The 21,692-nt window shown below is 43.8% G+C and carries 19 protein-coding genes and 1 tRNA gene; 13 read left to right on the plus strand and 7 right to left on the minus strand.

Going from position 1 to position 21,692, the window contains the following annotated elements; translation table 11 throughout:
* The first annotated feature begins 95 nt into the window (after window positions 1–95).
* Together rmuC and FY534_RS02795 are read left to right on the plus strand one after the other, a co-directional pair.
* Window positions 96–1,439: a DNA recombination protein RmuC gene (rmuC, locus tag FY534_RS02790; RefSeq protein WP_072873499.1), complete on the plus strand. Its 1,344-nt coding sequence runs from the start codon at window positions 96–98 to the stop codon at window positions 1,437–1,439.
* 150 nt (window positions 1,440–1,589) lie between these two features.
* Window positions 1,590–1,835 (plus strand): hypothetical protein, encoded by a 246-nt coding sequence (locus FY534_RS02795; RefSeq protein ID WP_072873498.1) that lies wholly within the window; start codon window positions 1,590–1,592, stop codon window positions 1,833–1,835.
* A gap of 105 nt (window positions 1,836–1,940) precedes the next feature.
* Here FY534_RS02795 and FY534_RS02800 read toward each other — a convergent pair.
* Window positions 1,941–2,016: transfer RNA gene (locus tag FY534_RS02800), tRNA-Pro, on the minus strand.
* 164 nt (window positions 2,017–2,180) lie between these two features.
* Between FY534_RS02800 and pcrA the strand changes: the two genes are divergently transcribed.
* The 3 genes from pcrA to ligA all read left to right on the plus strand — a co-directional run bounded on the left by pcrA (window position 2,181) and on the right by ligA (window position 7,892).
* Window positions 2,181–4,409 carry a DNA helicase PcrA gene (pcrA, locus tag FY534_RS02805; RefSeq protein ID WP_370541558.1) on the plus strand — a complete coding sequence of 743 codons (2,229 nt, stop codon included), beginning with the start codon at window positions 2,181–2,183 and terminating at the stop codon, window positions 4,407–4,409.
* Window positions 4,410–4,561: 152 nt separating this feature from the next.
* A complete protein-coding gene (locus FY534_RS02810) occupies window positions 4,562–5,680 on the plus strand; it encodes an RNA-guided endonuclease InsQ/TnpB family protein (RefSeq protein WP_072873497.1) in 1,119 nt (372 codons plus the stop codon).
* Between the two features lie 160 nt (window positions 5,681–5,840).
* On the plus strand, window positions 5,841–7,892 hold the full coding sequence (gene ligA / locus FY534_RS02815; protein WP_255567409.1) for an NAD-dependent DNA ligase LigA: 2,052 nt from the start codon (window positions 5,841–5,843) through the stop codon (window positions 7,890–7,892).
* A 67-nt stretch (window positions 7,893–7,959) separates the two neighbouring features.
* On the opposite strand, the gene FY534_RS02820 is transcribed toward ligA, so the two are convergent.
* A complete protein-coding gene (locus FY534_RS02820) occupies window positions 7,960–8,112 on the minus strand; it encodes a hypothetical protein (protein WP_165611948.1) in 153 nt (50 codons plus the stop codon).
* Window positions 8,113–8,426: 314 nt separating this feature from the next.
* On the opposite strand from FY534_RS02820, the gene FY534_RS02825 reads away from it, so the two are divergent.
* The 5 genes from FY534_RS02825 to rlmD all read left to right on the plus strand — a co-directional run bounded on the left by FY534_RS02825 (window position 8,427) and on the right by rlmD (window position 14,127).
* Window positions 8,427–9,386: an MraY family glycosyltransferase gene (locus FY534_RS02825; protein WP_072873495.1), complete on the plus strand. Its 960-nt coding sequence runs from the start codon at window positions 8,427–8,429 to the stop codon at window positions 9,384–9,386.
* Between the two features lie 109 nt (window positions 9,387–9,495).
* Window positions 9,496–9,786 carry an Asp-tRNA(Asn)/Glu-tRNA(Gln) amidotransferase subunit GatC gene (gene gatC / locus FY534_RS02830; protein WP_370541543.1) on the plus strand — a complete coding sequence of 97 codons (291 nt, stop codon included), beginning with the start codon at window positions 9,496–9,498 and terminating at the stop codon, window positions 9,784–9,786.
* A 6-nt stretch (window positions 9,787–9,792) separates the two neighbouring features.
* Window positions 9,793–11,235 carry an Asp-tRNA(Asn)/Glu-tRNA(Gln) amidotransferase subunit GatA gene (gene gatA, locus FY534_RS02835; RefSeq protein WP_072873493.1) on the plus strand — a complete coding sequence of 481 codons (1,443 nt, stop codon included), beginning with the start codon at window positions 9,793–9,795 and terminating at the stop codon, window positions 11,233–11,235.
* Entirely contained in the window at window positions 11,232–12,680 is a 1,449-nt protein-coding gene (gene gatB / locus FY534_RS02840) for an Asp-tRNA(Asn)/Glu-tRNA(Gln) amidotransferase subunit GatB (protein ID WP_072873492.1), read from the plus strand. The genes gatA and gatB overlap by 4 nt, the downstream gene beginning before the upstream one ends.
* A gap of 58 nt (window positions 12,681–12,738) precedes the next feature.
* Entirely contained in the window at window positions 12,739–14,127 is a 1,389-nt protein-coding gene (gene rlmD, locus FY534_RS02845) for a 23S rRNA (uracil(1939)-C(5))-methyltransferase RlmD (RefSeq protein WP_203115126.1), read from the plus strand.
* A gap of 140 nt (window positions 14,128–14,267) precedes the next feature.
* On the opposite strand, the gene arsC is transcribed toward rlmD, so the two are convergent.
* From arsC to FY534_RS14960, 5 genes are all read right to left on the minus strand, one after another.
* Window positions 14,268–14,705 (minus strand): arsenate reductase (thioredoxin), encoded by a 438-nt coding sequence (arsC, locus tag FY534_RS02850; RefSeq protein WP_203115128.1) that lies wholly within the window; start codon window positions 14,703–14,705, stop codon window positions 14,268–14,270.
* A gap of 15 nt (window positions 14,706–14,720) precedes the next feature.
* The gene (gene arsB, locus FY534_RS02855) at window positions 14,721–15,764 is read right to left on the minus strand and encodes an ACR3 family arsenite efflux transporter (protein WP_072875366.1); all 1,044 of its coding nucleotides are present in this window, start codon (window positions 15,762–15,764) and stop codon (window positions 14,721–14,723) included.
* A gap of 15 nt (window positions 15,765–15,779) precedes the next feature.
* Entirely contained in the window at window positions 15,780–16,103 is a 324-nt protein-coding gene (locus FY534_RS02860; RefSeq protein ID WP_072875367.1) for an ArsR/SmtB family transcription factor, read from the minus strand.
* A 156-nt stretch (window positions 16,104–16,259) separates the two neighbouring features.
* Window positions 16,260–17,747, minus strand: coding sequence for an aldehyde dehydrogenase family protein (locus tag FY534_RS02865; protein ID WP_072875368.1), 1,488 nt, complete (start codon window positions 17,745–17,747; stop codon window positions 16,260–16,262).
* Between the two features lie 271 nt (window positions 17,748–18,018).
* Window positions 18,019–18,234 carry a hypothetical protein gene (locus tag FY534_RS14960; RefSeq protein ID WP_370541559.1) on the minus strand — a complete coding sequence of 72 codons (216 nt, stop codon included), beginning with the start codon at window positions 18,232–18,234 and terminating at the stop codon, window positions 18,019–18,021.
* 579 nt (window positions 18,235–18,813) lie between these two features.
* Between FY534_RS14960 and FY534_RS02870 the strand changes: the two genes are divergently transcribed.
* The 3 genes from FY534_RS02870 to FY534_RS02880 all read left to right on the plus strand — a co-directional run bounded on the left by FY534_RS02870 (window position 18,814) and on the right by FY534_RS02880 (window position 21,533).
* Entirely contained in the window at window positions 18,814–19,407 is a 594-nt protein-coding gene (locus FY534_RS02870) for a hypothetical protein (protein ID WP_203115130.1), read from the plus strand.
* Window positions 19,408–19,518: 111 nt separating this feature from the next.
* Window positions 19,519–20,142 carry a signal peptidase I gene (locus FY534_RS02875; RefSeq protein ID WP_203115132.1) on the plus strand — a complete coding sequence of 208 codons (624 nt, stop codon included), beginning with the start codon at window positions 19,519–19,521 and terminating at the stop codon, window positions 20,140–20,142.
* 185 nt (window positions 20,143–20,327) lie between these two features.
* Window positions 20,328–21,533 (plus strand): TasA family protein, encoded by a 1,206-nt coding sequence (locus FY534_RS02880; RefSeq protein WP_203115134.1) that lies wholly within the window; start codon window positions 20,328–20,330, stop codon window positions 21,531–21,533.
* Window positions 21,534–21,692: the final 159 nt, after the last annotated feature.

Genomic DNA, 21,692 nt, shown 5'->3' on the forward strand with positions numbered 1-21,692 from the left:
GTCGAGAGGAATAAGCGAAAATTTATTTAAATTGAACAGGGAGATGATGCAATCTTTTGGTTTGAAAAGATGGATTACCCTGAGGAGGTTTTTCAATGTCCTATCTATTGCCGATTGTCCTCATTTTACAAATTATCCTGATGATTTGGTTGTTTAGAAAGCAAAACAGAGAACGAAATCCGGAATGGTTGGAGTCATTGACCCGTCTCAATCATGACTTGGACGCTATGAAAGAGAGTTTTTCTGTTGAAAGAGAAAAAATCCTTAATGGACAACATCAGGAGTTTCGAGAGATGCGTGCGGAATTAGGTCAACAATTGGAACGTTTGCAGCGTCAAAGCGGTGAGCAGCTTCAGCAACAGTTCCAGACTTTTGGTCAACAGCAAAAAAATTTGTTTGACGCCTTTTCTAATCAACTTTCACAGTTGACGACGATGAATGAGCAAAAATTGGAACGTGTCAGAGATATTGTGGAAAAACAACTTCATAAAATACAGGAAGATAATGCACTTCAATTGGAAAAAATGCGCCAAACAGTAGATGAAAAGCTCAATGCTACGCTTGAACAACGTTTGACAGAATCCTTTAAGCTGGTCAGCGAACGTTTAGAAGCTGTCCATAAAGGTTTGGGCGAGATGCAGACATTAGCCAGTAATGTAGGAGATTTAAAGCGAGTGCTTGGCAACGTCAAAACCAGAGGTACATTTGGAGAAATTCAATTAGAAATGCTTCTTGAGCAAATATTATCACCCGAACAGTATGAGAAAAATGTCTCAGTGCGCAAAGGTTCTGCCGATCGCGTTGAGTTTGCCATAAAATTGCCAGGTCGTGATCGTCAAGATGAAGCCGTATGGTTGCCAATTGATTGTAAATTTCCATTGGAAGACTATCAAAGGATGTTAGATGCGGAAGACAGAGGGGACTTGGAATTCATGCAGGAAACTGCCAAGTCTCTGCTGTCAAGAATTCGTCAAGAGGCAAAATCGATATCCGACAAATATCTTGACCCACCTCATACGACAGATTTTGCTATTCTGTATCTGCCCATTGAAGGCTTGTTTGCTGAAGTATTGCGTCAACCAGGCATGCTGGAAAAATTGCAACAAGAATTTCGGGTGATTGTCTCAGGGCCCACCACCATCACTGCTTTGTTAAACAGTTTGCAAATGGGATTTCGTACACTGGCTATTCAAAAGAGATCGAGCGAAGTGTGGGAGTTACTGGGGGCCATTAAGACACAGTTTGGTACATTTGGGGACTTGCTCCAAAAAACTCAGAAAAAATTACAAGAAGCAAGTAATGTGATAGAACGAGCTTCTCGAAGTTCGCGCGGCATTGAACGTAAATTAAGACAAGTGGAAGCATTGCCGAATAGCCAAGCGTCTTTATTGTTGCCTGAATTGGGAACCGAAGAAGAATGGGAAGAACTTGATCAATAATCTAGACCTCAGACGTACTTAGATAAAAGACAAAGAAGTTTTCTTTTCATTCGACTTCGAATTGGGGAGTGGCAATTGTCAGTGCCTCTTTGTTTGAGGATGGCGTAAAATGACAACAGACGATAGGTGGCTGGACTAGGGGGTAGGAGTATGAACGATGACTTCTTGACCAGAACTATAGTCTGGGCCATGATATCATTTTTGCTTCTGGAAGCTCTCTTGCCGGAAGGGTACAACAATATCGCTTTTCTATTTCTTATTTTGCAATCTACGCTTATCTACGTCCTTGGTATTGCTAGACAAAAGAAAATTGATTTTACGGCTACAAGCGCCAGACTTTTCATTACTTATATTGCGCTTGCTGCTTTAATCGTCAATACGAAAGATGAAAAGTAATGGATTGTAGATTAAAAAAAGTCGCCTGATTCTCTCAATTTAAACAAGGAATCTGCGACTTTATTTTTTATGTTTAAAAAACGGATTATCACATTCTAGGCAACCTGGTCGGAATGACAGGACTCGAACCTGCGGCCTCACGGTCCCGAACCGTGCGCTCTACCACCTGAGCTACATTCCGAAAATAAAGACCTCTATTTGAACAAAAGCTACTATAGCACGCTTCCTCTTGGAGCGTCAACTCTCTAAAAAGCCTTTATATGTTCGGTCATTTGTTCGCATCCATGAGTTGAGGACTGATATAATAGAAATCATCCTCCAAGGGAAGTTAGGTGCTTGATGTTTATGCATAAAATGGGAATTGGCAGCGAGCGTATTCTCGACGGACTGAATCCCGCTCAATTAGAAGCTGTACAAGCTACAGAGGGACCACTTTTGATTCTCGCTGGTGCAGGCAGCGGAAAAACAAGCGTACTCACTCGCAGGATAGCTTATCTGCTGGGGCATTGTCGAGTTTCGCCTTGGAATGTGCTTGCCATTACTTTTACCAATAAAGCTGCACGCGAAATGCGTGAGCGTATTGAACAATGGGTTGGACTGGCTGGACAAGATGTCATGGCCAGCACATTCCATTCTTTCTGTGCAAAAATTTTACGCCGCGATATTGACCAGATGGGATACAGTACGCGGTTTACCGTACTTGACAGTTCGGATCAGATTGCCATTGTACGTAAAATTCTGCGCGATTACCAAATAGATAGCAAGAGATTTGACCCGCGTGCGGTGCTGGGAGGCATTAGTCAGCATAAAAATGCATTGGTGAATCCCCAAAAGGCTAAAGATGGAGCACGTGATTTGTTTAGCCGAATAGTAGCAGACACCTACATCGAATATGAGCGCAGATTGAAACTGAACGAAGCGCTTGATTTTGACGATCTCATTATGAAAACAGTTGAACTTTTTCGCGCAGTTCCCGAGGTTCGGTCGGCATACAGTCAAAAATATCGTTACATTCATGTGGATGAATATCAGGATACCAATCATGCTCAATATATCTTGATCCGCCTACTTGCAGATGAGCATCGAAATCTTTGCGCCGTAGGGGATTCCGATCAATCTATTTATGGTTGGCGTGGTGCGGATATTCGTAATATTTTGCAGTTTGAAAAAGACTTCCCGGAAGCCAAGGTGATTCGTTTAGAACAAAATTACCGTTCAACGCAAACCATCCTGGATATTGCCAATCATGTAATTCGAAATAATCGCGATCGTCAAGAGAAGACGCTGTGGACGGATGGTGAAAAAGGTGAGGCTGCTCAACTTTTGGAATGCCGTGATGAGCGTGTTGAAGCTGCCTGGATCTCTCAAGAGTTGGTGAAATGGGTCGAAGCGGGAGGACAATACACGGATGCTGCTGTGCTGTATCGTACAAACGCTCAATCGCGTGTGATTGAGGAAACCTTTTTGCAACGAGGTATACCCTACCGCATCTATGGCGGTGTGCGTTTTTACGAACGAAAAGAAATTCGTGATTTGATTGCTTATTTAAGACTTATTGACAATCCTGCGGACGACGCTTCATTTTTGCGCATCGTCAATGTGCCAAAACGCGGAATTGGTGACACATCGCTAGGCAGATTAGCAGAATATGCAAATGCACATCAAATGCCCTTGTTGGCGGCCTGTGAACATCTCGAGGCTGCTGGTTTAAGCGGCAAAGCTAAAATGGGTTTAACCTCCTTTGCGGAGTGGATGGAAGAATGTCATGAACAGCAGAAAAAATTGTCGGTTACAGAAATCACTCGTCTGATCATTGAGCAGACAAAATACGTGGAGATGCTGCAGACAGAACATTCTTTAGAAGCAGAGAGTCGCATAGAAAACCTCGAAGAATTTCTCTCGCTGACGAAGGAGTTTGATGAAAATTGGCCAGGATTGGAACCTGTAGAAAGGCTGAGTCAATTTCTTACTGATGTCTCCCTGGTGGCTGATACAGACATGGATAATGGTCGCCCTTCGCCTGAATCGGCGCAAGGTGTCACGCTCATGACACTGCATAGTGCCAAAGGACTGGAATTTCCCATCGTTTTTTTAATCGGTATGGAAGAAGGTATTTTTCCGCATAGCCGCTCTTTCAATAGTGAAGAGGAACTGGAAGAAGAACGTCGACTTTGCTACGTGGGAGTTACCCGCGCCCGCAAACGACTTTATTTGAGTACATGCGCTACACGAATGATTTTTGGTGATGTGCACAGTTATACACCATCTCGGTTTCTCAAAGAAATGCCGGTTCATTGTTTGCAGCGAATTTCTCCTGGACAGCCTTCAGAGAAACGCGAGTTGTGGCGTCCTCGTTCAAGCGGCTTGCTACAACAGATACCTTCCTCTTTCGGAGCGGATTTGTCTGTCGAATATCATGTTGGAGATCGCGTTTTGCATCGGAAATGGGGACAAGGTGTGATTCTTTCCACCAGTGGCAGTGGAGAGGATATGGAAATGACAGTTCATTTTCCAGCACCGATTGGTGAGCGAAAACTTGCGGCTCGTTTTGCGCCCATTCGCAAGAGTGAATAGGTTGGCAAGATCTATTTATGAAGTGGGAATTCATCATAATGTGGCAAGGATACTCCCACTGCATAAAGTGGGGGAGGAATTGCCACGAACTTTTCCTCTTTAAGCATCACTAAAACAACGATACACTAATTTTAGTGAAAGGTGGTGAGAGCGTGGAACTTGTGCTCACGGCAAAAGTGAAAATTGTACCGACTGAGGAACAACACACGATGTTACAACAAACATTACAGGCCTATCGCGAAGGTTGCAATTATTTGTCGGGTGTGATTTACACCACAAAAAATCTCATACAAGCCCGTCTACATACCACCACGTATCGCTATCTGCGAGAAACGTTCGGTTTGCGTTCGCAAATGGCCCAGTCCGTCATAAAGACCGTCATCGCCCGATACAAAAGCATGATGGAAAACGGTCACGACTGGAAGAAAGTCGGATTCAAAAAGCCAGAACTGGATTTAGTCTGGAATCGTGACTATTCGCTGGGACACGGTGTGTTTTCAGTCAACACCTTAGCAGGCAGAGTCAAAGTGCCGTTCGTAACGAAAGGCATGGAACATTACTTTGATGGAACGTGGAAGTTTGGTACGGCCAAAGTGGTCTATAAACACGGGAAGTTCTTTTTGCATATCCCCATGACCAAACATATCGAAGAGACAGAATGGGAACATATCAACGAGATTGTTGGCGTGGATATGGGAATGAATTTTCTTGTCACGACTTACGATTCGCATGGCAAAGTCTGGTTTGTCAAAGGTCGCCATGTGAAAGACAAGCGTGCGCACTACAAACAATTAAGAAGGCACTTGCAACAACGTCAAACGGCATCAGCCAGGCGGCGACTCAAGAAGATCGGACAACGAGAAACCCGTTGGATGACCGATGTGAATCATCAGGTCAGTAAGGCACTCGTAGAACGGTATGGAGCCAACGCCTTGTATGTTTTGGAAGACTTAACGGGCGTTCGTGAAGCGACAGAAAAAGTACGCAAACGGCATCGCTACGAATCGGTATCGTGGGCGTATGATCAGCTTCGGCAGATGATCGAATATAAAGCCATTAAATTGCAATCGAAAGTGATTGCTGTCGATCCCCGCTATACGTCCCAAACTTGCCCAAAGTGTGGGCATATCGAAAAAGCGAACCGCGATAAAAAACACCATCGTTTTACGTGTAAAAACTGCCATTATCGGTCCAATGATGATCGGATAGGTGGCATGAATCTGCACCGAAAGGGAATTGAGTACCTGGTTGCAGTGACCACATCGGCATAGCCTGTGTGGCCGGGGTGTTGTCAGCCACCCCACGATGTATCCCCAAGTTAAAGAAGGAGACCGAGGTCGCTTGCACTTCTGGGGAGATACAAGCCCCCACCTCTTAGGTGGTGGGTAGTTGACGAGGACAAGCTAGTCGTTTAGGAAGGGGAAAGCAGGATTGGACGCTGAGCAAGCAAAGGCGCGCATGAAACAGCTAATAGAAGAAATTGAAGAACATAATCGTCTTTATTATGAAGAAGATGCACCACGCATCAGTGATGCTGAATGGGATAAGATGATGCGTGAATTACAAGATTTGGAACGCCGTTATCCGGAATGGGCTGATCCCAATTCACCTACGCAACGAGTGGGCGGTTCGCCTCGCCAGTCATTGGTGAAGGTTGTTCACCAGTTACCCATGCTGTCTTTGGCCAATGCGTATTCTCCAGAAGAGTTACGAGAGTTTGATCAGCGTGTGAGAGATGTGGTGGGTGATTCAGTACAATATGTTTGTGAACTGAAAATTGATGGTTTAGCTGTGTCCCTGCGTTACGAAGAAGGGAAACTTGCGCTTGGAGCAACGCGGGGAGACGGAGAGACTGGCGAAGATATCACGGCCAATTTGCGAACCATTCGCAGCCTGCCTTTGCAATTAAAAGAACCGTTGACGCTTGAAGTGCGCGGTGAAGCTTATATGCCAAAACAAACATTTTTACGACTAAATGAGGAACGTGAAGCACAGGGATTGCCCCTTTTTGCGAATCCTCGCAACGCCGCAGCCGGTTCATTGCGCCAACTTGATCCAGCTATTGCGGCCAAACGAGGTTTATCTTTGATTGTCTACCAGGTTGCTTATATTGAAGGAAGAGATTTGTCTACACATTCGCAAGCGCTCGATTTTGCGCGTTCCCTTGGTTTGCCAGCGGTCGGAGAGAGACGCGGCGGTATGAGTATTGATGAAGTCATCCAATATATTCAGGATTGGTCGGAAAAACGTCATACGTTGCCTTACGCTACAGACGGCATGGTTGTAAAAGTGGACAATTTTGCTCAACAGCAAGTACTTGGGTTTACAGCTAAGAGTCCACGCTGGGCCATCGCTTATAAATATCAAGCAGAACAGGCGGAAACTCAGTTACAGGAGATTGTTTTGCATGTTGGACGGACAGGTGTGGTGACACCTACAGCTGTTTTTCATCCGGTACAGTTGGCAGGAACCACAGTTACGCGTGCCTCTTTACATAATGAAGATATTATTCACGCACGCGATATTCGTGTCGGTGATTGGATTATTGTGCAAAAGGCTGGAGACATTATACCCGAGGTGGTACAGTCCTTGCCCAATCGGCGTACAGGCAAGGAAAAGTCGTTTGAGATGCCTGCCGCTTGCCCGGAATGTGGGGAAAATCTGCATAAGTTTGCTGGAGAAGTTGCTTGGCGTTGTGTCAATCCTAATTGCCCAGCGTTGTTGCGCGAAGGGTTGATTCATTTCGCTTCTCGGGACGCCATGAATATTGAAGGATTGGGAGAAACGTGGGTTGGAATTCTGGTTCAGAAAAATTTGCTACGCAGTTTGCCAGATATCTATCGGTTGCAACGAGATGCTTTATTGACTCTGGAACGAATGGGGGAAAAATCAGCAGAGAAACTTCTTGCAGCTATTGAACGAAGCAAGAACAATGAACTGTATCGTTTCATATTTGGACTCGGTATTCGCATGGTGGGTGAAAAAGCTGCCAAAACGCTAGCCCGGTCCTTTGGCAGTCTGGATGCCCTGAAAAATGCATCGTATGAAGAACTGCTTTCACTTCGCGATATTGGTCCCAAAATGGCAGAAAGTATTTACCAATACTTTCATGAAGCTGCGATATTGCACATGCTGGACGATTTTCAAAAACTTGGCGTTTGGCCAACTGAGAATCATATTGTTACGGAGCAAGAGCAGAAAACACCCTATTCTGACAAAGTGGTTGTATTGACAGGAACGCTTCAATCGTACGATCGCGCTGAGGCTACTCGTCTGATCGAGCAGTTAGGCGGTCGTGTAACAAGCAGTGTGAGCAGCAAAACAGATATTTTAATTGCTGGGAATGAAGCTGGTTCAAAATTGAAGAAGGCGGAAGACATTCGTGCTTCCGGGAAACAACCGCATCTGCTCATTTTGAATGAAGAACAATTTTTGGAATCGATTGCCCCGTATATCCCCCAAACAAATGTAAGGCGCACCTGACTGCTTTTGTGTAGTCAGGGCGCTTTTGCAAACATCCATGAATCTCAGATGTACGAAAAATGAATGCTTATTGATGTTCTTTGGAACGTAGAAATTCTGGTACACTCAATGTTTCTGACGTCCGTGTGTGAAAAATCGCAACTCTGCTCGAATACCGACCGATTGCAAAAGCAACCGGAATAGCAATGACGCATGCTGCGATGATTTCGTGAGTGGTCATGGATACGGCCATCTCCTCTTCCATAGAATTTAGCGGCGACAGGTTTTCCGCCTCTTCTCCAACGTATGCTCATGCTTTTCTGTGCATGTCTCTTTCTATGAAATTTCAAGAAAGAGATGATATCTTGTCTGTTGCTCAAGGTCTGGTATAATGAGGGCCGTGTAAGATGGTTTGCTTCTTTATCCAATAGAACATCAGAATGAGGAAAGCATTCTAAATATTGTAATATGCATCAATGTAGACATAAACCATAATACGATGTGGAAGGGTAAAAAAGACACTCAGGTTGGGCGATAGGAGGTCCCCTGAATCACATGCATCCCGTTTGGTATTATCTCGTGAGCTTTCTTTTATCCTTAGGAATTGTTTATGCTACGGTGCCATTTATTCGAAAATTTGCTGTTCATCTTGGCTTTGTAGATCAACCTAATGGAAGGAAAATTCATAAAGAGCCTATTCCTTTACTCGGCGGACTCTCTATCTATTGTGGGTTTCTTGTCACTGCGGCTTGGATGGGGAAGGCGGGCAGTACCTTTTGGGGAATTGCCATTGGGGGTTTCTTGATTTTTTCTATCGGCGTCTTGGATGATTTTTATAAAACAAGAGGTAAAGATTTTAAAGCTTTACCTAAGTTTTTGATGCAAATTGCTGCTGCTGTAGTACTTGTTCTTTACCAAATTCGCATTACAGGTATTTCTTTGCCATTTCAACACCGATATGACACTTTCCCGCTTTGGGTTTCAGTTTTGGCCACGGTGCTATGGGTAGTTGCGATTACAAACATGATGAATTTTCTTGATGGTGTGGATGGGCTGGCGGCTGGTATTGCAGCAATTTCAGCAATGACGTTGTTTTTTGTCGCATTGCTCAAAGGTCAGCCGGTAATGGCTGTGTTCTCCATTGCCTTGATGGGTAGCGCTATCGGGTTTCTTCGCCACAATTTTTATCCGGCGCGTATTTTCATGGGTGATGCAGGTGCAACATTTCTTGGGTTTGTTTTGGCGGCCATTGCCGTAGATGGGGCATTTAAAAGCGCTACAGCTGTTTCCTTGGTTGTACCTGTTTTGGCGCTTGGCGTGCCTATTATGGATACGGTCTGGGTTCTTTTTCGGCGTGTCAGGGAAAATCGGCCACTTCATATTGCTGATAAAGGGCACACTTTTCACGTTTTGATGAAATCAGGGTTAAGCCAAATTCAAACAGTTACTTTTCTTTATTTACTCGGTATATGCTTTTCACTTGCTTCTATTGTTGTGCAGTTAGCAACCCGCTGATAATTAACTTCGTATCTCCTTCTGTAGCTATGCTATAATGCATGACATTGAATTGTGTGTCCCTTCTAGGGGCAATTTTTTGACATGGCAAGACAGGAGGATGAAATTCTTGCAAATTACTGCAGATACAGTGCGCCATGTGGCTAAATTGGCACGGCTCGCAGTCTCCGAAACAGAAGTGGAGCGACTTACTCCAGAATTAAACGACATACTGCACTATGCGGAACAACTTCAACAACTTAATCTTGATGACGTGGTAGCCACCAGTCATTCATTTCAATTAGTAAACGCTTTGCGCGCAGACGCGGTACGCCCCTCTTTGCCAAGAGAAGAAGCGCTCAAAAATGCACCAGATTCGGAACAAGGTCAGGTCCGCGTGCCTGCAGTGCTGGAGGGGTAATCAGTTATGCAAACAGTAAAAGAAATCATTCGTTCTTTGCAATCTGGAGAAAGTAAGCCTTCTGAATGGGTAGAATTATCCATTCAGCAAATCGAACGTGCTGAGTCCAGTATTCAATCTTTTCTGTCAGTGCAACCGGAAATGGCCATACAGCAAGCCAAAAAATTGGACGAGTCACAGCCGTCTGGCTCGCTTTACGGTGTACCCTACGCTTTGAAAGATAATATATGTACAGAAGGCTTACGCACAACAGCAGCTAGTCGTATCCTTGAAAACTATATTCCGCCGTACAGCGCCACAGTTGCAGAAAAATTACAGAATGAAAATGCGGTGTTGGTTGGAAAGACAAACCTTGATGAGTTTGCCATGGGTTCTTCTACCGAGAATTCAGCTTTTCAAAAAACACATAATCCTCATCGCCTAGGTTTTGTTCCCGGAGGGTCGAGCGGAGGTTCGGCGGCAGCTGTAGCTGCAAACATGGTTCCGTTCGCATTGGGTTCGGATACGGGTGGCTCGATTCGTCAACCAGCCGCTTTTTGTGGAGTCGTGGGACTCAAACCTACATACGGACGTGTCTCTAGGTTTGGACTTATCGCTTTCGCGTCTTCACTGGACCAAATTGGTCCCTTTACACAAACGGTTGAGGATGCTGCACTCGTGCTAGAAGCCATTTCAGGTTACGATCCGCATGACTCGACGTCGGCCAAACATGAGACAGAACGTTTTAGCCAAGCTCTGACTGGAGATATAAAAGGTATGCGGGTCGGAGTTTTGCCGCAGGATGCCTTACATGGTCTGGACAATGGTGTAGCAGATGCTTTGCAAAACGCCATTCGCACGTTATCTTCTGCGGGTGCAGAAATTGTGGAAATTGACTTACCTCACCAATCATATGCTGTAGCAACCTACTATTTAATTGCGCCTGCAGAAGCTTCTTCAAATTTGGCCCGATACGACGGTGTTCGTTATGGACGACGTGCAAGTGGAGAAACGCTTCTTGAAATGTATGAAAAGACGCGTAGCGAAGGTTTTGGCCTGGAAGTCAAAAGGCGCATTATGATTGGTACATATGCCCTGTCCAGTGGATATTACGATGCTTTTTATAAACGGGCACAAAAAATGCGTACATTAATTCGTCAAGATTATGAAAAAGCTTTCGCAAAATGCGACGTTATTCTTACCCCAACGACGCCAACAACAGCTTTTCGTATGGGTGAAAAATTGGAAAGTCCATTGCAGATGTATTTAAACGACATATTCACTATTCCAGCCAACTTGGCGGGACTTCCGGGTATCAGTGTTCCATGTGGGAAAGTAGACGGATTGCCAGTGGGCATGCAATTGGTAGGACGAGCCTTCGATGAAGCGACGTTGTTGCGTGTTGCGCATGCTTATGAACAATTGCGCGGCTTCAGCGTGCAACTGGCTGCGGAGGAGGTTGGACAATGAACTACGAAACGGTCATTGGTTTAGAAGTTCACGTTGAATTAAAAACAGCAACCAAGATTTTTTGTGGTTGTAAGAATGAGTCAGGCAGCGAACCCAATACCCATGTGTGCCCAGTATGTTTAGGGCATCCTGGTACCTTGCCTGTCCTTAATGAGCAAGCTGTCAATCTTGCCTTGCGCGCTGCATTGGCTTTAAATTGTCAGATCAATCAAGAAAGCAAGTTTGACCGCAAAAATTATTTTTACCCAGATCTGCCGAAAGGTTATCAAATATCCCAATACGATAAGCCCGTTGGTGAACACGGTTATCTTGAAATCGAGATCGAAGGTAAAACGAAACGAATTGGTATCACGCGTCTCCATCTTGAAGAAGATGCCGGAAAATCTATGCACGCTGCCGATGGTTCGCATACGTTGGTTGATTACAATCGAACGGGCGTACCGTTGATAGAAATTGTTTCCGAGCCAGATATCCGTTCGCCAGAAGAAGCGCGTCTCTATCTGGAAGCTCTTAAGTCCATTATGCAATATTGCGACGTGTCTGATTGTCGTATGGAAGAAGGTTCGCTGCGCTGTGATGCGAATATTTCTTTGCGTCCTCTGGGAAGTGAAAAATTTGGCAACAAAGCAGAATTGAAGAATATGAACTCTTTCCGTAATGTGCAGCGCGGTCTTGAATATGAGGAAAAACGTCAGCGCGAGCTACTCGAATCAGGCCAGACAGTTGTTCAGGAGACACGCCGGTTCGATGAAGCCACTCAAACGACGGTATCCATGCGTTCTAAAGAAGAAGCGCATGACTATCGTTATTTTCCTGAGCCCGATCTCGCTTTACTCCACATGGATGATGCTTGGTTGGAAAGGGTTCGCCGGGAGATCCCGGAACTTCCGCATGTCAAGGCCCGCCGTTATGTAGAGTCATTTGGCCTGCCTGCCTACGATGCGGGTGTTTTAACAGCGGAACGGGCAGTAGCAGAATATTTTGAGGCAGTAGTCGCTGCCGGCGCTCAAGCAAAGACTGCCAGCAACTGGGTCATGGGAGATTTGTTGGGCGCGCTCAACGCTGCGGGTAAGTCGATTGCGGATTCTAAGGTGACTGCGAATCAATTGGCCCAGCTGATTGAACAAATTGAATCTGGGAAAATATCGATAAAGCAGGGCAGAGAAGTTTTCCGTGAGATGTTTGAGACAGGGGTAGATGCGGCTGTTATTATTCAGCAGCGAGGGTATGAACAAATTAGCGACGAAAGTGCGTTGAGTGGAATTTTGGATGAAATTATTTCTAAAAATCCCAAGTCAGTCGAGGACTATCTAAACGGAAAAGAGAAAGCTCTCGGTGCACTTGTTGGACAAACCATGAAAGCTACGAAAGGACAAGCTAATCCTGGTGTAGTGAACAAGCTTTTGCTCGAGAAAATATCGGCTTTGAAGGCAGGAAACAACTAAAGTCAAGTCTCCTATGGAGACTTCTTTGCAACCCGCTAAGCGAGGAGGAAACATTGCGGTGCCTAAATCTGAACTTCTATCATGCGTTGGTCAGCAGGTAACGCTCTCTCCTATACGTATCAATGATGATGGGGAAGGTGTGGCTACGCTCGAGGGAGTAACGATTTTTGTTCCGCATCTCTTGCCTGGCGAAGTGGCGAATGTACGAGTTCAGTCTGCTGGGCGTTCTTTTTTACGTGGTGAAATGATAGAGCGACTGGGGGCGGAATCAAAGGATCGAGTGCATCCCCCGTGTTCAGTATTTGGACAATGCGGGGGATGTCAATTACAACACCTGAGTTATCGTGGCCAACTCTTACATAAACAAAAAGTGGTAGAGCATCATTTGCGTCGCTCATTACGAGGGTTACCGGCAATTGAGAATTTGCAGGTACAACCAACTATCGCGTCGCCATCTCCGTATGGATATCGCAATCATGTACAGATTCCTGTTCGATATGACGGGCAGAAGGATAAACTTCTTTTTGGATTTTACGCTCCTTCGAGCCATGAGTTAGTCCCAACTGAGGATTGCTGGCTTATCTCACCTCGTTTGATGTTGCTTTGGCAAGCGGTGAGAAAGGGAATGGAGACGTGGCCCAAAGAGCTTAAAGCGGCTATTCATCATTTACATCTCCGTGAAGCAGTGGCGACTGGTCAGCAGATGATTATCTGGGCTGTGCAGGCAGAATACGAAAAAGTGGTTGAGCACATCCAAAAATTCTACCAAAATTTAGAAAGTTCGCTGCGCAAACTATTGACGGTAGGTATAAACAGAACCTCTCATGAAACGGATCGACCCAATAGCCGTCGAGCAGATATTCTTGCAGGTTCTTCATGGATTGAAGAAGAATTGCTGGGTGTGCGTTTTCGTTTGTCCGCGGAATCTTTCTTTCAAGTCAATTCAGCTCAAGCCGAGCAATTATACAGACATGTCATTGACAGATTGCAGAAACATTCTGCCACTCGTTTACTGGATGCGTACTCTGGTACGGGAACTCTATCGCTTCTGCTTTCACCTTATGCTAAGACTGTGGTTGGTGTAGAATCTGTCCGCGCAAGTGTTGAGAATGCCAGGCAAAACGCTGAAATTAATCATATTTTTAATGTCCAGTTTATTGAGGATACTGTAGAGCATTGGCTACCTCGACAAATTTCTGACAATGACTCGTTTGATACCATTTTGGTAGATCCGCCTCGCAAAGGTCTGCATTCTGAAGTGATATCCGCTATATTAAAAGCAAATCCGCAAACATTTTTGTATGTCTCCTGCAATCCGGTCACACTTGCTCGCGATTTGCGGCCATTTGCTGAAAATGGTTATCAAATTACATCCGTTCAGCCGTTTGATATGTTTCCGCAAACTTCCCATGTGGAGTGCGTAGTGACGCTTGTGAGAAAAGTGTAGCTCCATAACAATCCTCTGCAATCTCGAATAATCATCTGCTCCAGAACAAACAAAGACCTGATTCAAGCGGGAAAAGAGCGTGAGGCAAAACGGAGAAATCCTTGCCCTACAAGCCCTTTTCCCGTCATTTTGTCAGGACGTCACAGTCTATCATTCATCTCTTCCTCCTCCAAGAATTTTGCAACGCGCTCTTTAATGGCATCCCGCACTTCATGAAACTTCGCGGTAATTTCCTCTTCAGACCCCGTCGTTTTCGCAGGGTCTTCAAATCCCCAGTGCAAGCGATGGACATGTGCTGGAGTGACGGGACATTTATCATTGGCATCGCCGCAAAGCGTGATTACATAGTCGGCTTTGTTTAGAATCTCAGGGTCAATCAAATCGGACGTGTGATGGGAGATGTCCACACCTGCATCCTTCATCGCAGAGACGGCTCTTGGATTGAGACCGTGTGTTTCAATTCCTGCACTATGAACTTCAATTTTGTCCTTACCAAAATGTCTTGCCCATCCTTCTGCCATTTGACTGCGGCATGAGTTGCCCGTACACAAAAAATAAATGAGCGGTTTGTTTGCCATGAGAATTCCCTCCATTTAGGCTGTTACCTGTAGGAAATATTTTTTCTGGAAAATCAGTGCAAGCTTAACCAAAGCTAGCATGACAGGAACTTCAACCAAAGGCCCAATGACGGCGGCAAAGGCAGCTCCTGAATTGATGCCAAACACGCCAACGGCAACTGCGATGGCAAGTTCAAAGTTATTGCTTGCCGCCGTGAAAGACAGGGTACAAGTCACGGAGTAATCGGCGCCTGCCCGTTTACCCATGAAGAAGGACACCAAAAACATGACGACAAAATAGAGGAGTAGCGGAATGGCAATACGAACGACATCCATTGGCAACCGTACAATCAGGTTTCCTTTGAGCGAGAACATCACAATGATGGTGAATAACAGTGCAATTAGTGTAATCGGGCTGATTTTCGGTACGAAGTTCTTCTCGTACCAAGAACGCCCCTTTGCTTTGACGAAGATATAACGGGTAATCGCACCCGCTAAGAACGGGATGCCTAAATAGATGAAGACACTTTTCGCGACCTCAGCAACGGTAATGTGAATGATCATGCTCTGAAAACCCAGCCAGCGCGGAATCACTGTAACGAAAATATAAGCATAAACGGAATAAAATAGGACCTGAAAGATAGAGTTGAACGCTACGAGTCCAGCCGCATACTCCGCATTGCCCTTAGAAAGGTCGTTCCAAACAATGACCATGGCGATACAACGCGCCAACCCAATCATAATTAGACCAACCATGTATTCTGGATATCCACGAAGGAACACCAGGGCAAGAATGAACATTAAAACAGGTCCAATAACCCAGTTCTGAAGGAGAGAAAGCCCTAAGATTTTGCCATTTCGAAATACCTGACCTATCTCTTCATACCGTACTTTCGCAAGCGGCGGATACATCATCAGGATTAAACCAATGGCGATTGGAATAGATGTAGTTCCGACTTGCAATTGGTTCAGTCCGTTGACGAAATGTGGGGCTACGTACCCCAAACCAATCCCAACAGCCATTGCCGCAAAGATCCAGATGGTGAGATATCGGTCGAGAAAAGATAACCGTTTACCCAATGGTTTTCACGCTCCTTAATCGCACTGCACGAGCAAACCCTGTTGTTCAAGTTGCCGTAGCTCTTCGGACAAGTCAGGTAAGTTCGTTAGAGATATTCCGATTTCATTCAAACGATCGCGGTTCAAGGAATAAAACACCCACATTCCTTTGCGAGACTCCTTAACCAAATCTGCGTTCTTTAAGCGACTCATGTGTTTTGAAACAGCTGGCTGTGAGATCTCAAATAAAGGAACCAGTTCACACACACAGCAATCACGAATTTGAAGTAGTGCAATAATTTTCAATCGAGTTGGATCGCTGAGAGCTTTCAGCGTATCAGCAAGCTGGTCAAAGTTCATGAAATCACCTCACAACCAACATTATAACCATATGGTTATAATGTTTTCAATTAAGGTATCATCATATCATGGTTAGGAAAATGAAAAAGGCCTCGCAAGGGACGAGGCCGATCATAAAATAACTTTGATTTCCAAAATTTGATAAACGAAGAGAGCTTAACTTAAGCTAATCCAGACATCTTTTACTTCAGTATAGTTATTCAAAGCATACGAACCCATCTCACGACCAATTCCCGACTGTTTATATCCACCAAATGGTGCTGCAGCATCAAAAGCGTTGTAACAATTGACCCAAACAGTACCTGCTTTTAATTTGCTAGCGACATAATGAGCATTTCGCACATTCTCTGTCCATAAACCAGCAGCTAAACCATAATCTGAACGGTTGGCTCGTTCGATGACTTCGTCAAGATCTTCAAAGGGCATTGCTGCTACCACTGGGCCAAAAATTTCTTCTTTAGCGATGGTCATTTCATCTCGAACATTGGCAAAGATGGTGGGGGCAACAAAATAACCTTGTTCAGTTGGACAATGGCCACCCACAAGAAGTTCAGCACCATCGTTGACACCACTTTCAATATAGCCAAGGACTTTAGCTTGCTGTTCATCCGAAACGAGGGGGCCCATGCTTGTATCCGGATCAATACCCTGACCTTGACGAATATTTTTAGTCATGGAAACTAAATCAGCCACTACGTTATCATATGCTTTTTTTTGAATGAACAAACGTGAACCGGCACAGCACACCTGCCCTTGATTGAACATGATACCCATCAGCGAACCAGGTACTGCTCTTGACAAATCGGCATCGGGTAGAATGATATTCGGAGATTTTCCACCCAACTCAAGAGTGACACGTTTCAGAGTCTGGGCAGCTTGTCGCATAATGAGTTTGCCCACTTCGGTCGATCCGGTAAAAGCGATTTTGTCGACCTGCGGATGGTCCACTAATGCTGCACCTGCAGTTTCACCAAATCCAGGAACAACATTGACGACACCATCAGGAAAACCAGCTTCTTGAATTAAGGTTGCCAGATACAAGGCTGAGAGAGGAGTTTGTTCAGCGGGCTTTAATACTACTGTGCATCCCATGGCCAATGCAGCTCCTAACTTCCAAGCGGCCATCAGCAATGGAAAGTTCCAAGGGATGATTTGACCCACAACTCCAACAGGTTCATGTCTAGTATAGTTGAAAAAATTTCCTGACACAGGTATGGTTTGGCCAACAATTTTAGTAGCCCAACCTGCATAGTAGCGGAAATGTTCAATGGCGAGGGGAACGTCAGCATGTAGGGTTTCCCGGATAGGTTTGCCATTATCTAAGGTGTCAATTTGAGCTAGTTCAACTTGGTGTTTTTCCATAAGGTCTGCAAGTTTGTAAAGGAGCCGACTGCGTTCTGCACCGCTCATGGTTGACCATGGTCCTTCATCAAAAGCTCGACGGGCTGCTTTTACGGCTCTGTCGATATCGGCTGATTCTGCTTCCGATACAACTGCTAATACTTCTTCAGTTGCAGGATTGATGGTATGAAATGTTTTGCCTGACAAAGAAGGGACAAAACGGCCGTCTATAAACAATTCTTTAGTTCCTTGAAGAAATTCATGTACCTTTCCTTGGATAGAGCTAATTTGATTAACAGACATTTTTTGCTCCTCCTTTCAATTTAACAAGAGCAATCAGAAAACGCTTACACAATTATGCTATATCTCGCCTGGATATGAGTCAATTGGGAATGATGTCGAATATTAGTTATTTCAGAATATTTGAACGAAAAACTTTATCTACTATACATGATTGAAAAAAGTTTGCCATGATTCCTATGCAGGATTTAGATGTAAATTCGAAGGTCTTCTTCATGCCTAAAGGAGAACCCAACTCAGGCATAGGTATCATGAGTTTGAGTTCATAAAATTATCAAACCTTCCAGTACTCTGCAAGCATTCCAATTGATTCATTCTCCTTGATGTAGAATGTGCCACTAGGCTTCAAGTATCGATATACCACTTTTGCCCATTCGTTAAGAATTTCAAGCCAACAAAGTATCCAATAAGAGGTGAACACAATGTCCAAATTTTCATTCAGAACCGTTGGCAACGAAAAAATATCCAAACAGACGAATTGAGCGTCCAGTCCAGCTTCGCTTTGTAATCTCTAGGGCTTTATCTTAAAAGTCGACACCAGTTACCTCCGTCCCCCTACGGGTCAATGTTAGAGAATTAATCCCGAAATGACATTACAGATGTAGGAATTACTTGATATCGAAGTTTGGCAATTCCAGCTGTTCTAGCGGTTTATCGTAGAGCGTCTGCACAAATTACATAAATATAAAGAACTTGGTATATCCAAGTGCTAAGTTATCAGAGTTATGTCATGCGAACGCTATGAGATCCCAGATCCATCCAAATATATATGCTTTGCGAACACAAAAAAAAATAATGAAAAAAGTATTGATTATTGATTTGGGATGCGTTACTATACATTCAGGTGTTCTTAATAATGAATATATTTTGTTTTGAAGAACACCATTGAAGGATTCTGGGGTTTCGCTTACTCACGTACTCATTGCTCGGTAAAGGGTAAAGGGATATAGAGAGAACTGAGCACATTCACAGTCAAAGGCATTCCAGAAGCCGTGATTTAATCTAGCTATATGTTCTATTTAATGAATAACTTTTTATTTTAAGAACATATGGAGGGCGAGAGTTTACAGTGTCTCAAAAAGATTGGTTTCCTGTTCAGGGAGGCATGACCCGTCGGGCTATTCGTCATTTAGTGAAGCGCCGCAGTAGACGCCGTATAATTCGAAAAATGGGCTCACTGGTAGCCGTTGCTACTGGGCTCATAGCAGGCTTTTTGGCTTTCCAAACATCCAGTCTTAGGCTGAACGAATCATTTGCCCTTTTAACGGATGAAACAGCGGTACCTGCTACACAAACATTTTCTGTTTTAGCGATATTTCCGAATGAAGTCCACTCCCTTTTAGAAATTTATGGAAGACAACTTAAAAAATCACCGAGTAGTTCATCTATCAGTGTAATTCAGAAGGAACTGAACTCTTTGAAATCAGATTTACAAATAGACGTTGCGCAGATAGGAGATCCTGAACCTGGCTGGCTTACTACTGATATAAACCAGGTGATGGATTTGCAAAAATTAGCAAGCAAAGAGCAAACAGTTCAGCAATCAAGTATAGCAAAAGTTTCAAGTTTGCAGTCAGGAACATCGACAGAAGCAACATCGACAGGTTCGACGACAGAATTGCCGCAGGTGCAACAACCAACAACTGGCTCAGGAAAAAATTAAGAAACATGGACAGTAAGAAATTCTATCCAATCTAAGGATTGTAAAAATCTCCAAGATAATTCAATGAATTAGATTAGAGTTGGAGCGAGAGATAAAGGGGAGGCAAGTATAATGGTCCGAAAAATATTTAGTGTGATAAATGGTATTGTGATTGGTCTTATGGTATTTATCTTTGCTTCTACACTTTATTTGACAGTGTCATCAAGAATTCATGATGGTAATCCGGTTGTGGCTGGAAAAACCATGTATGAAGTGCTTTCTGGATCAATGACCCCCACATTTGATACAGGTTCAGTGATTTTTGATAATCCTCATGTGAATGTTGCGGATTTAAAGCCAGGCGATATTATCACATTTCATGTACCCCAAAATTCGGGTTTTAACGGCATGACCAATGTATTGGTTACACACAGAATCGTAAGGGAATTCGATCAAAATGGCCAGATGATGTTTCAAACCAAAGGAGACGCAAATCCGTCAGTAGATCCATGGACAGTATCGGCTAGCAATATTGTTGGAGAGTACACGCATTTTACTATCCCTTATGCAGGGTATTATCTGAACTTTTTGCACGGTCGTTGGGGAGACGGTTCGTTACTTATTTTACCCGGTGCTTTTCTCATCATCAGTAGTATGGTCTCTCTATTCAAAGAAATTTTAAATTTACAAAAGAAAAGCAATCAGGAGAACAATGATTCACCTACGCTCCAAGAACAAAATGCGATTCATTCGTAGAGAATATCGAGAAATTTGAAACTCCTATCCATTAATGAATTTAAAAATATAAAGAATAGGAGATCAAATAAACATTAAATCTGCAGAATGAACTGATGCTCCAATGATAGCTCGGTATCATTTTGAAGATTTAAGTCCTCAATAAAAATATTTAAATATTAAGGAGGTAAAGGGTGAAATTCAGCATGAAATCAAAAATAGGAGCAGCAGCAGCCACATCCTTAGCTGGGTTGGCAATGATGGGAGCGGGATCGTACGCATTATTTACAGCACAAGCACAGTCGAATCCGCAAACCTTTGGTGCAGGTGTAGTCGATGTTCAAACGCAAGGACAAGGATTTCAAACATTTTCTGATAATCATCCAATTGATTTTTACAACATGGTCCCAGGTGATTACGCAGGTGGAGTTGTAGTTTTTCACAATACGGGAAGTGTCAATGAAATTGTCAATGTGCTTACTCATGCTCATGGTCCAATCTTCTGGGATGATGGACTCAACAATGGGGAAGAGACAACGCTCAACGGATATAAAAAGGGTTCATTGCCATCAAGTGCTTCACCCGTAGCTTCTACAGCTGAATCTACGTATGCAGAATTCTGGCAACCTCGATTATTGGCCAATGGACCGACTGTTGTCACTGACACTAATGGAAATTCAGGTTGGGAGTCAGTGGATTATGAGGAATCATCGCATAATCCATTGAATGAGTTTGATAATTATCCTGCGTCTTATACGGTCAAATATCAAATCTATCAATCTTATTCTGGATATCTGTTTGATGATTCAAATGGAGGAGTTGTTATTCAAGGCACTCCAGCCAGTAACAGTCAAATAGTTCAACCTGAATATCCAGTAACGTACTCTTATCGCCCAGATGGCTTTGATACAGAAATGAATCCCTATAGTTGGCAGACAATTCAAGCCGGGCAATCGATGAGTGGTTCATCGAAAATAGAAGGTATTGTATTAGCACCAGGACAGTATTTGGTTCTTGACTATAGCGGTCAATTGCCCAAAAAAGCTGGAAATGATTATCAAGATGCTTGGGGAAATATTAGTGTTTCTTTAGAAGCGGCACAGTATGAGAATAATCATTCGGATTCTCAACAACCCGTTTTAAATGACGGAAGTACTGTCATAACTACGGGGGGAGGTTCGGTGAGCATTACAACCAATGTACAACTTGTGCTGACTAGTGCAAAAGCTACCAATGCTAACCTGACCAGTGTGGAAAACTATATTAATCAGCTGCTTGGCAGCTCGCAGGCGTATAATATCACGCTTGATAATTCAGGCACTGAGATAGATTTTAACTTTAATTATTCTGGAAGTCTCTCAGTGACTGAACTTCAAAATGACATCCAAAGTTATGTAAATTCATTACAGTAATGTGATGGTTTGCGGTTAACAAAATGAATGATGAATTTGCGATTAGTCGAAACCAATCAGTGTTTGTCCGTTCCTGTGAAAAACTAATTCTCGCTTATCATTTGTCAATTGGATAAAACGAGATCGCAGGAAAGGTTCAAATATAAAAAATTATGGAGG

The sequence above is a fragment of the Alicyclobacillus sp. TC genome (genome assembly GCF_016804365.1).
GTDB classification, from domain to species: domain Bacteria; phylum Bacillota; class Bacilli; order Alicyclobacillales; family Alicyclobacillaceae; genus Alicyclobacillus_I; species Alicyclobacillus_I tolerans.

What these genes read in the sequence shown, in the direction of transcription:
- arsC (WP_203115128.1), bottom strand. Translation starts at nt 14,705, where the DNA reads ATGGCAAACAAACCGCTCATTTATTTTTTGTGTACGGGCAACTCATGC.
- gatB (WP_072873492.1), top strand. Translation starts at nt 11,232, where the DNA reads ATGAACTACGAAACGGTCATTGGTTTAGAAGTTCACGTTGAATTAAAA.
- FY534_RS02865 (WP_072875368.1), bottom strand. Translation starts at nt 17,747, where the DNA reads ATGTCTGTTAATCAAATTAGCTCTATCCAAGGAAAGGTACATGAATTT.
- FY534_RS02825 (WP_072873495.1), top strand. Translation starts at nt 8,427, where the DNA reads ATGCATCCCGTTTGGTATTATCTCGTGAGCTTTCTTTTATCCTTAGGA.
- gatA (WP_072873493.1), top strand. Translation starts at nt 9,793, where the DNA reads ATGCAAACAGTAAAAGAAATCATTCGTTCTTTGCAATCTGGAGAAAGT.
- FY534_RS02875 (WP_203115132.1), top strand. Translation starts at nt 19,519, where the DNA reads ATGGTCCGAAAAATATTTAGTGTGATAAATGGTATTGTGATTGGTCTT.
- FY534_RS02820 (WP_165611948.1), bottom strand. Translation starts at nt 8,112, where the DNA reads ATGACCACTCACGAAATCATCGCAGCATGCGTCATTGCTATTCCGGTT.
- pcrA (WP_370541558.1), top strand. Translation starts at nt 2,181, where the DNA reads ATGCATAAAATGGGAATTGGCAGCGAGCGTATTCTCGACGGACTGAAT.
- FY534_RS02860 (WP_072875367.1), bottom strand. Translation starts at nt 16,103, where the DNA reads ATGAACTTTGACCAGCTTGCTGATACGCTGAAAGCTCTCAGCGATCCA.
- rmuC (WP_072873499.1), top strand. Translation starts at nt 96, where the DNA reads ATGTCCTATCTATTGCCGATTGTCCTCATTTTACAAATTATCCTGATG.
- FY534_RS02880 (WP_203115134.1), top strand. Translation starts at nt 20,328, where the DNA reads ATGAAATCAAAAATAGGAGCAGCAGCAGCCACATCCTTAGCTGGGTTG.
- FY534_RS02795 (WP_072873498.1), top strand. Translation starts at nt 1,590, where the DNA reads ATGAACGATGACTTCTTGACCAGAACTATAGTCTGGGCCATGATATCA.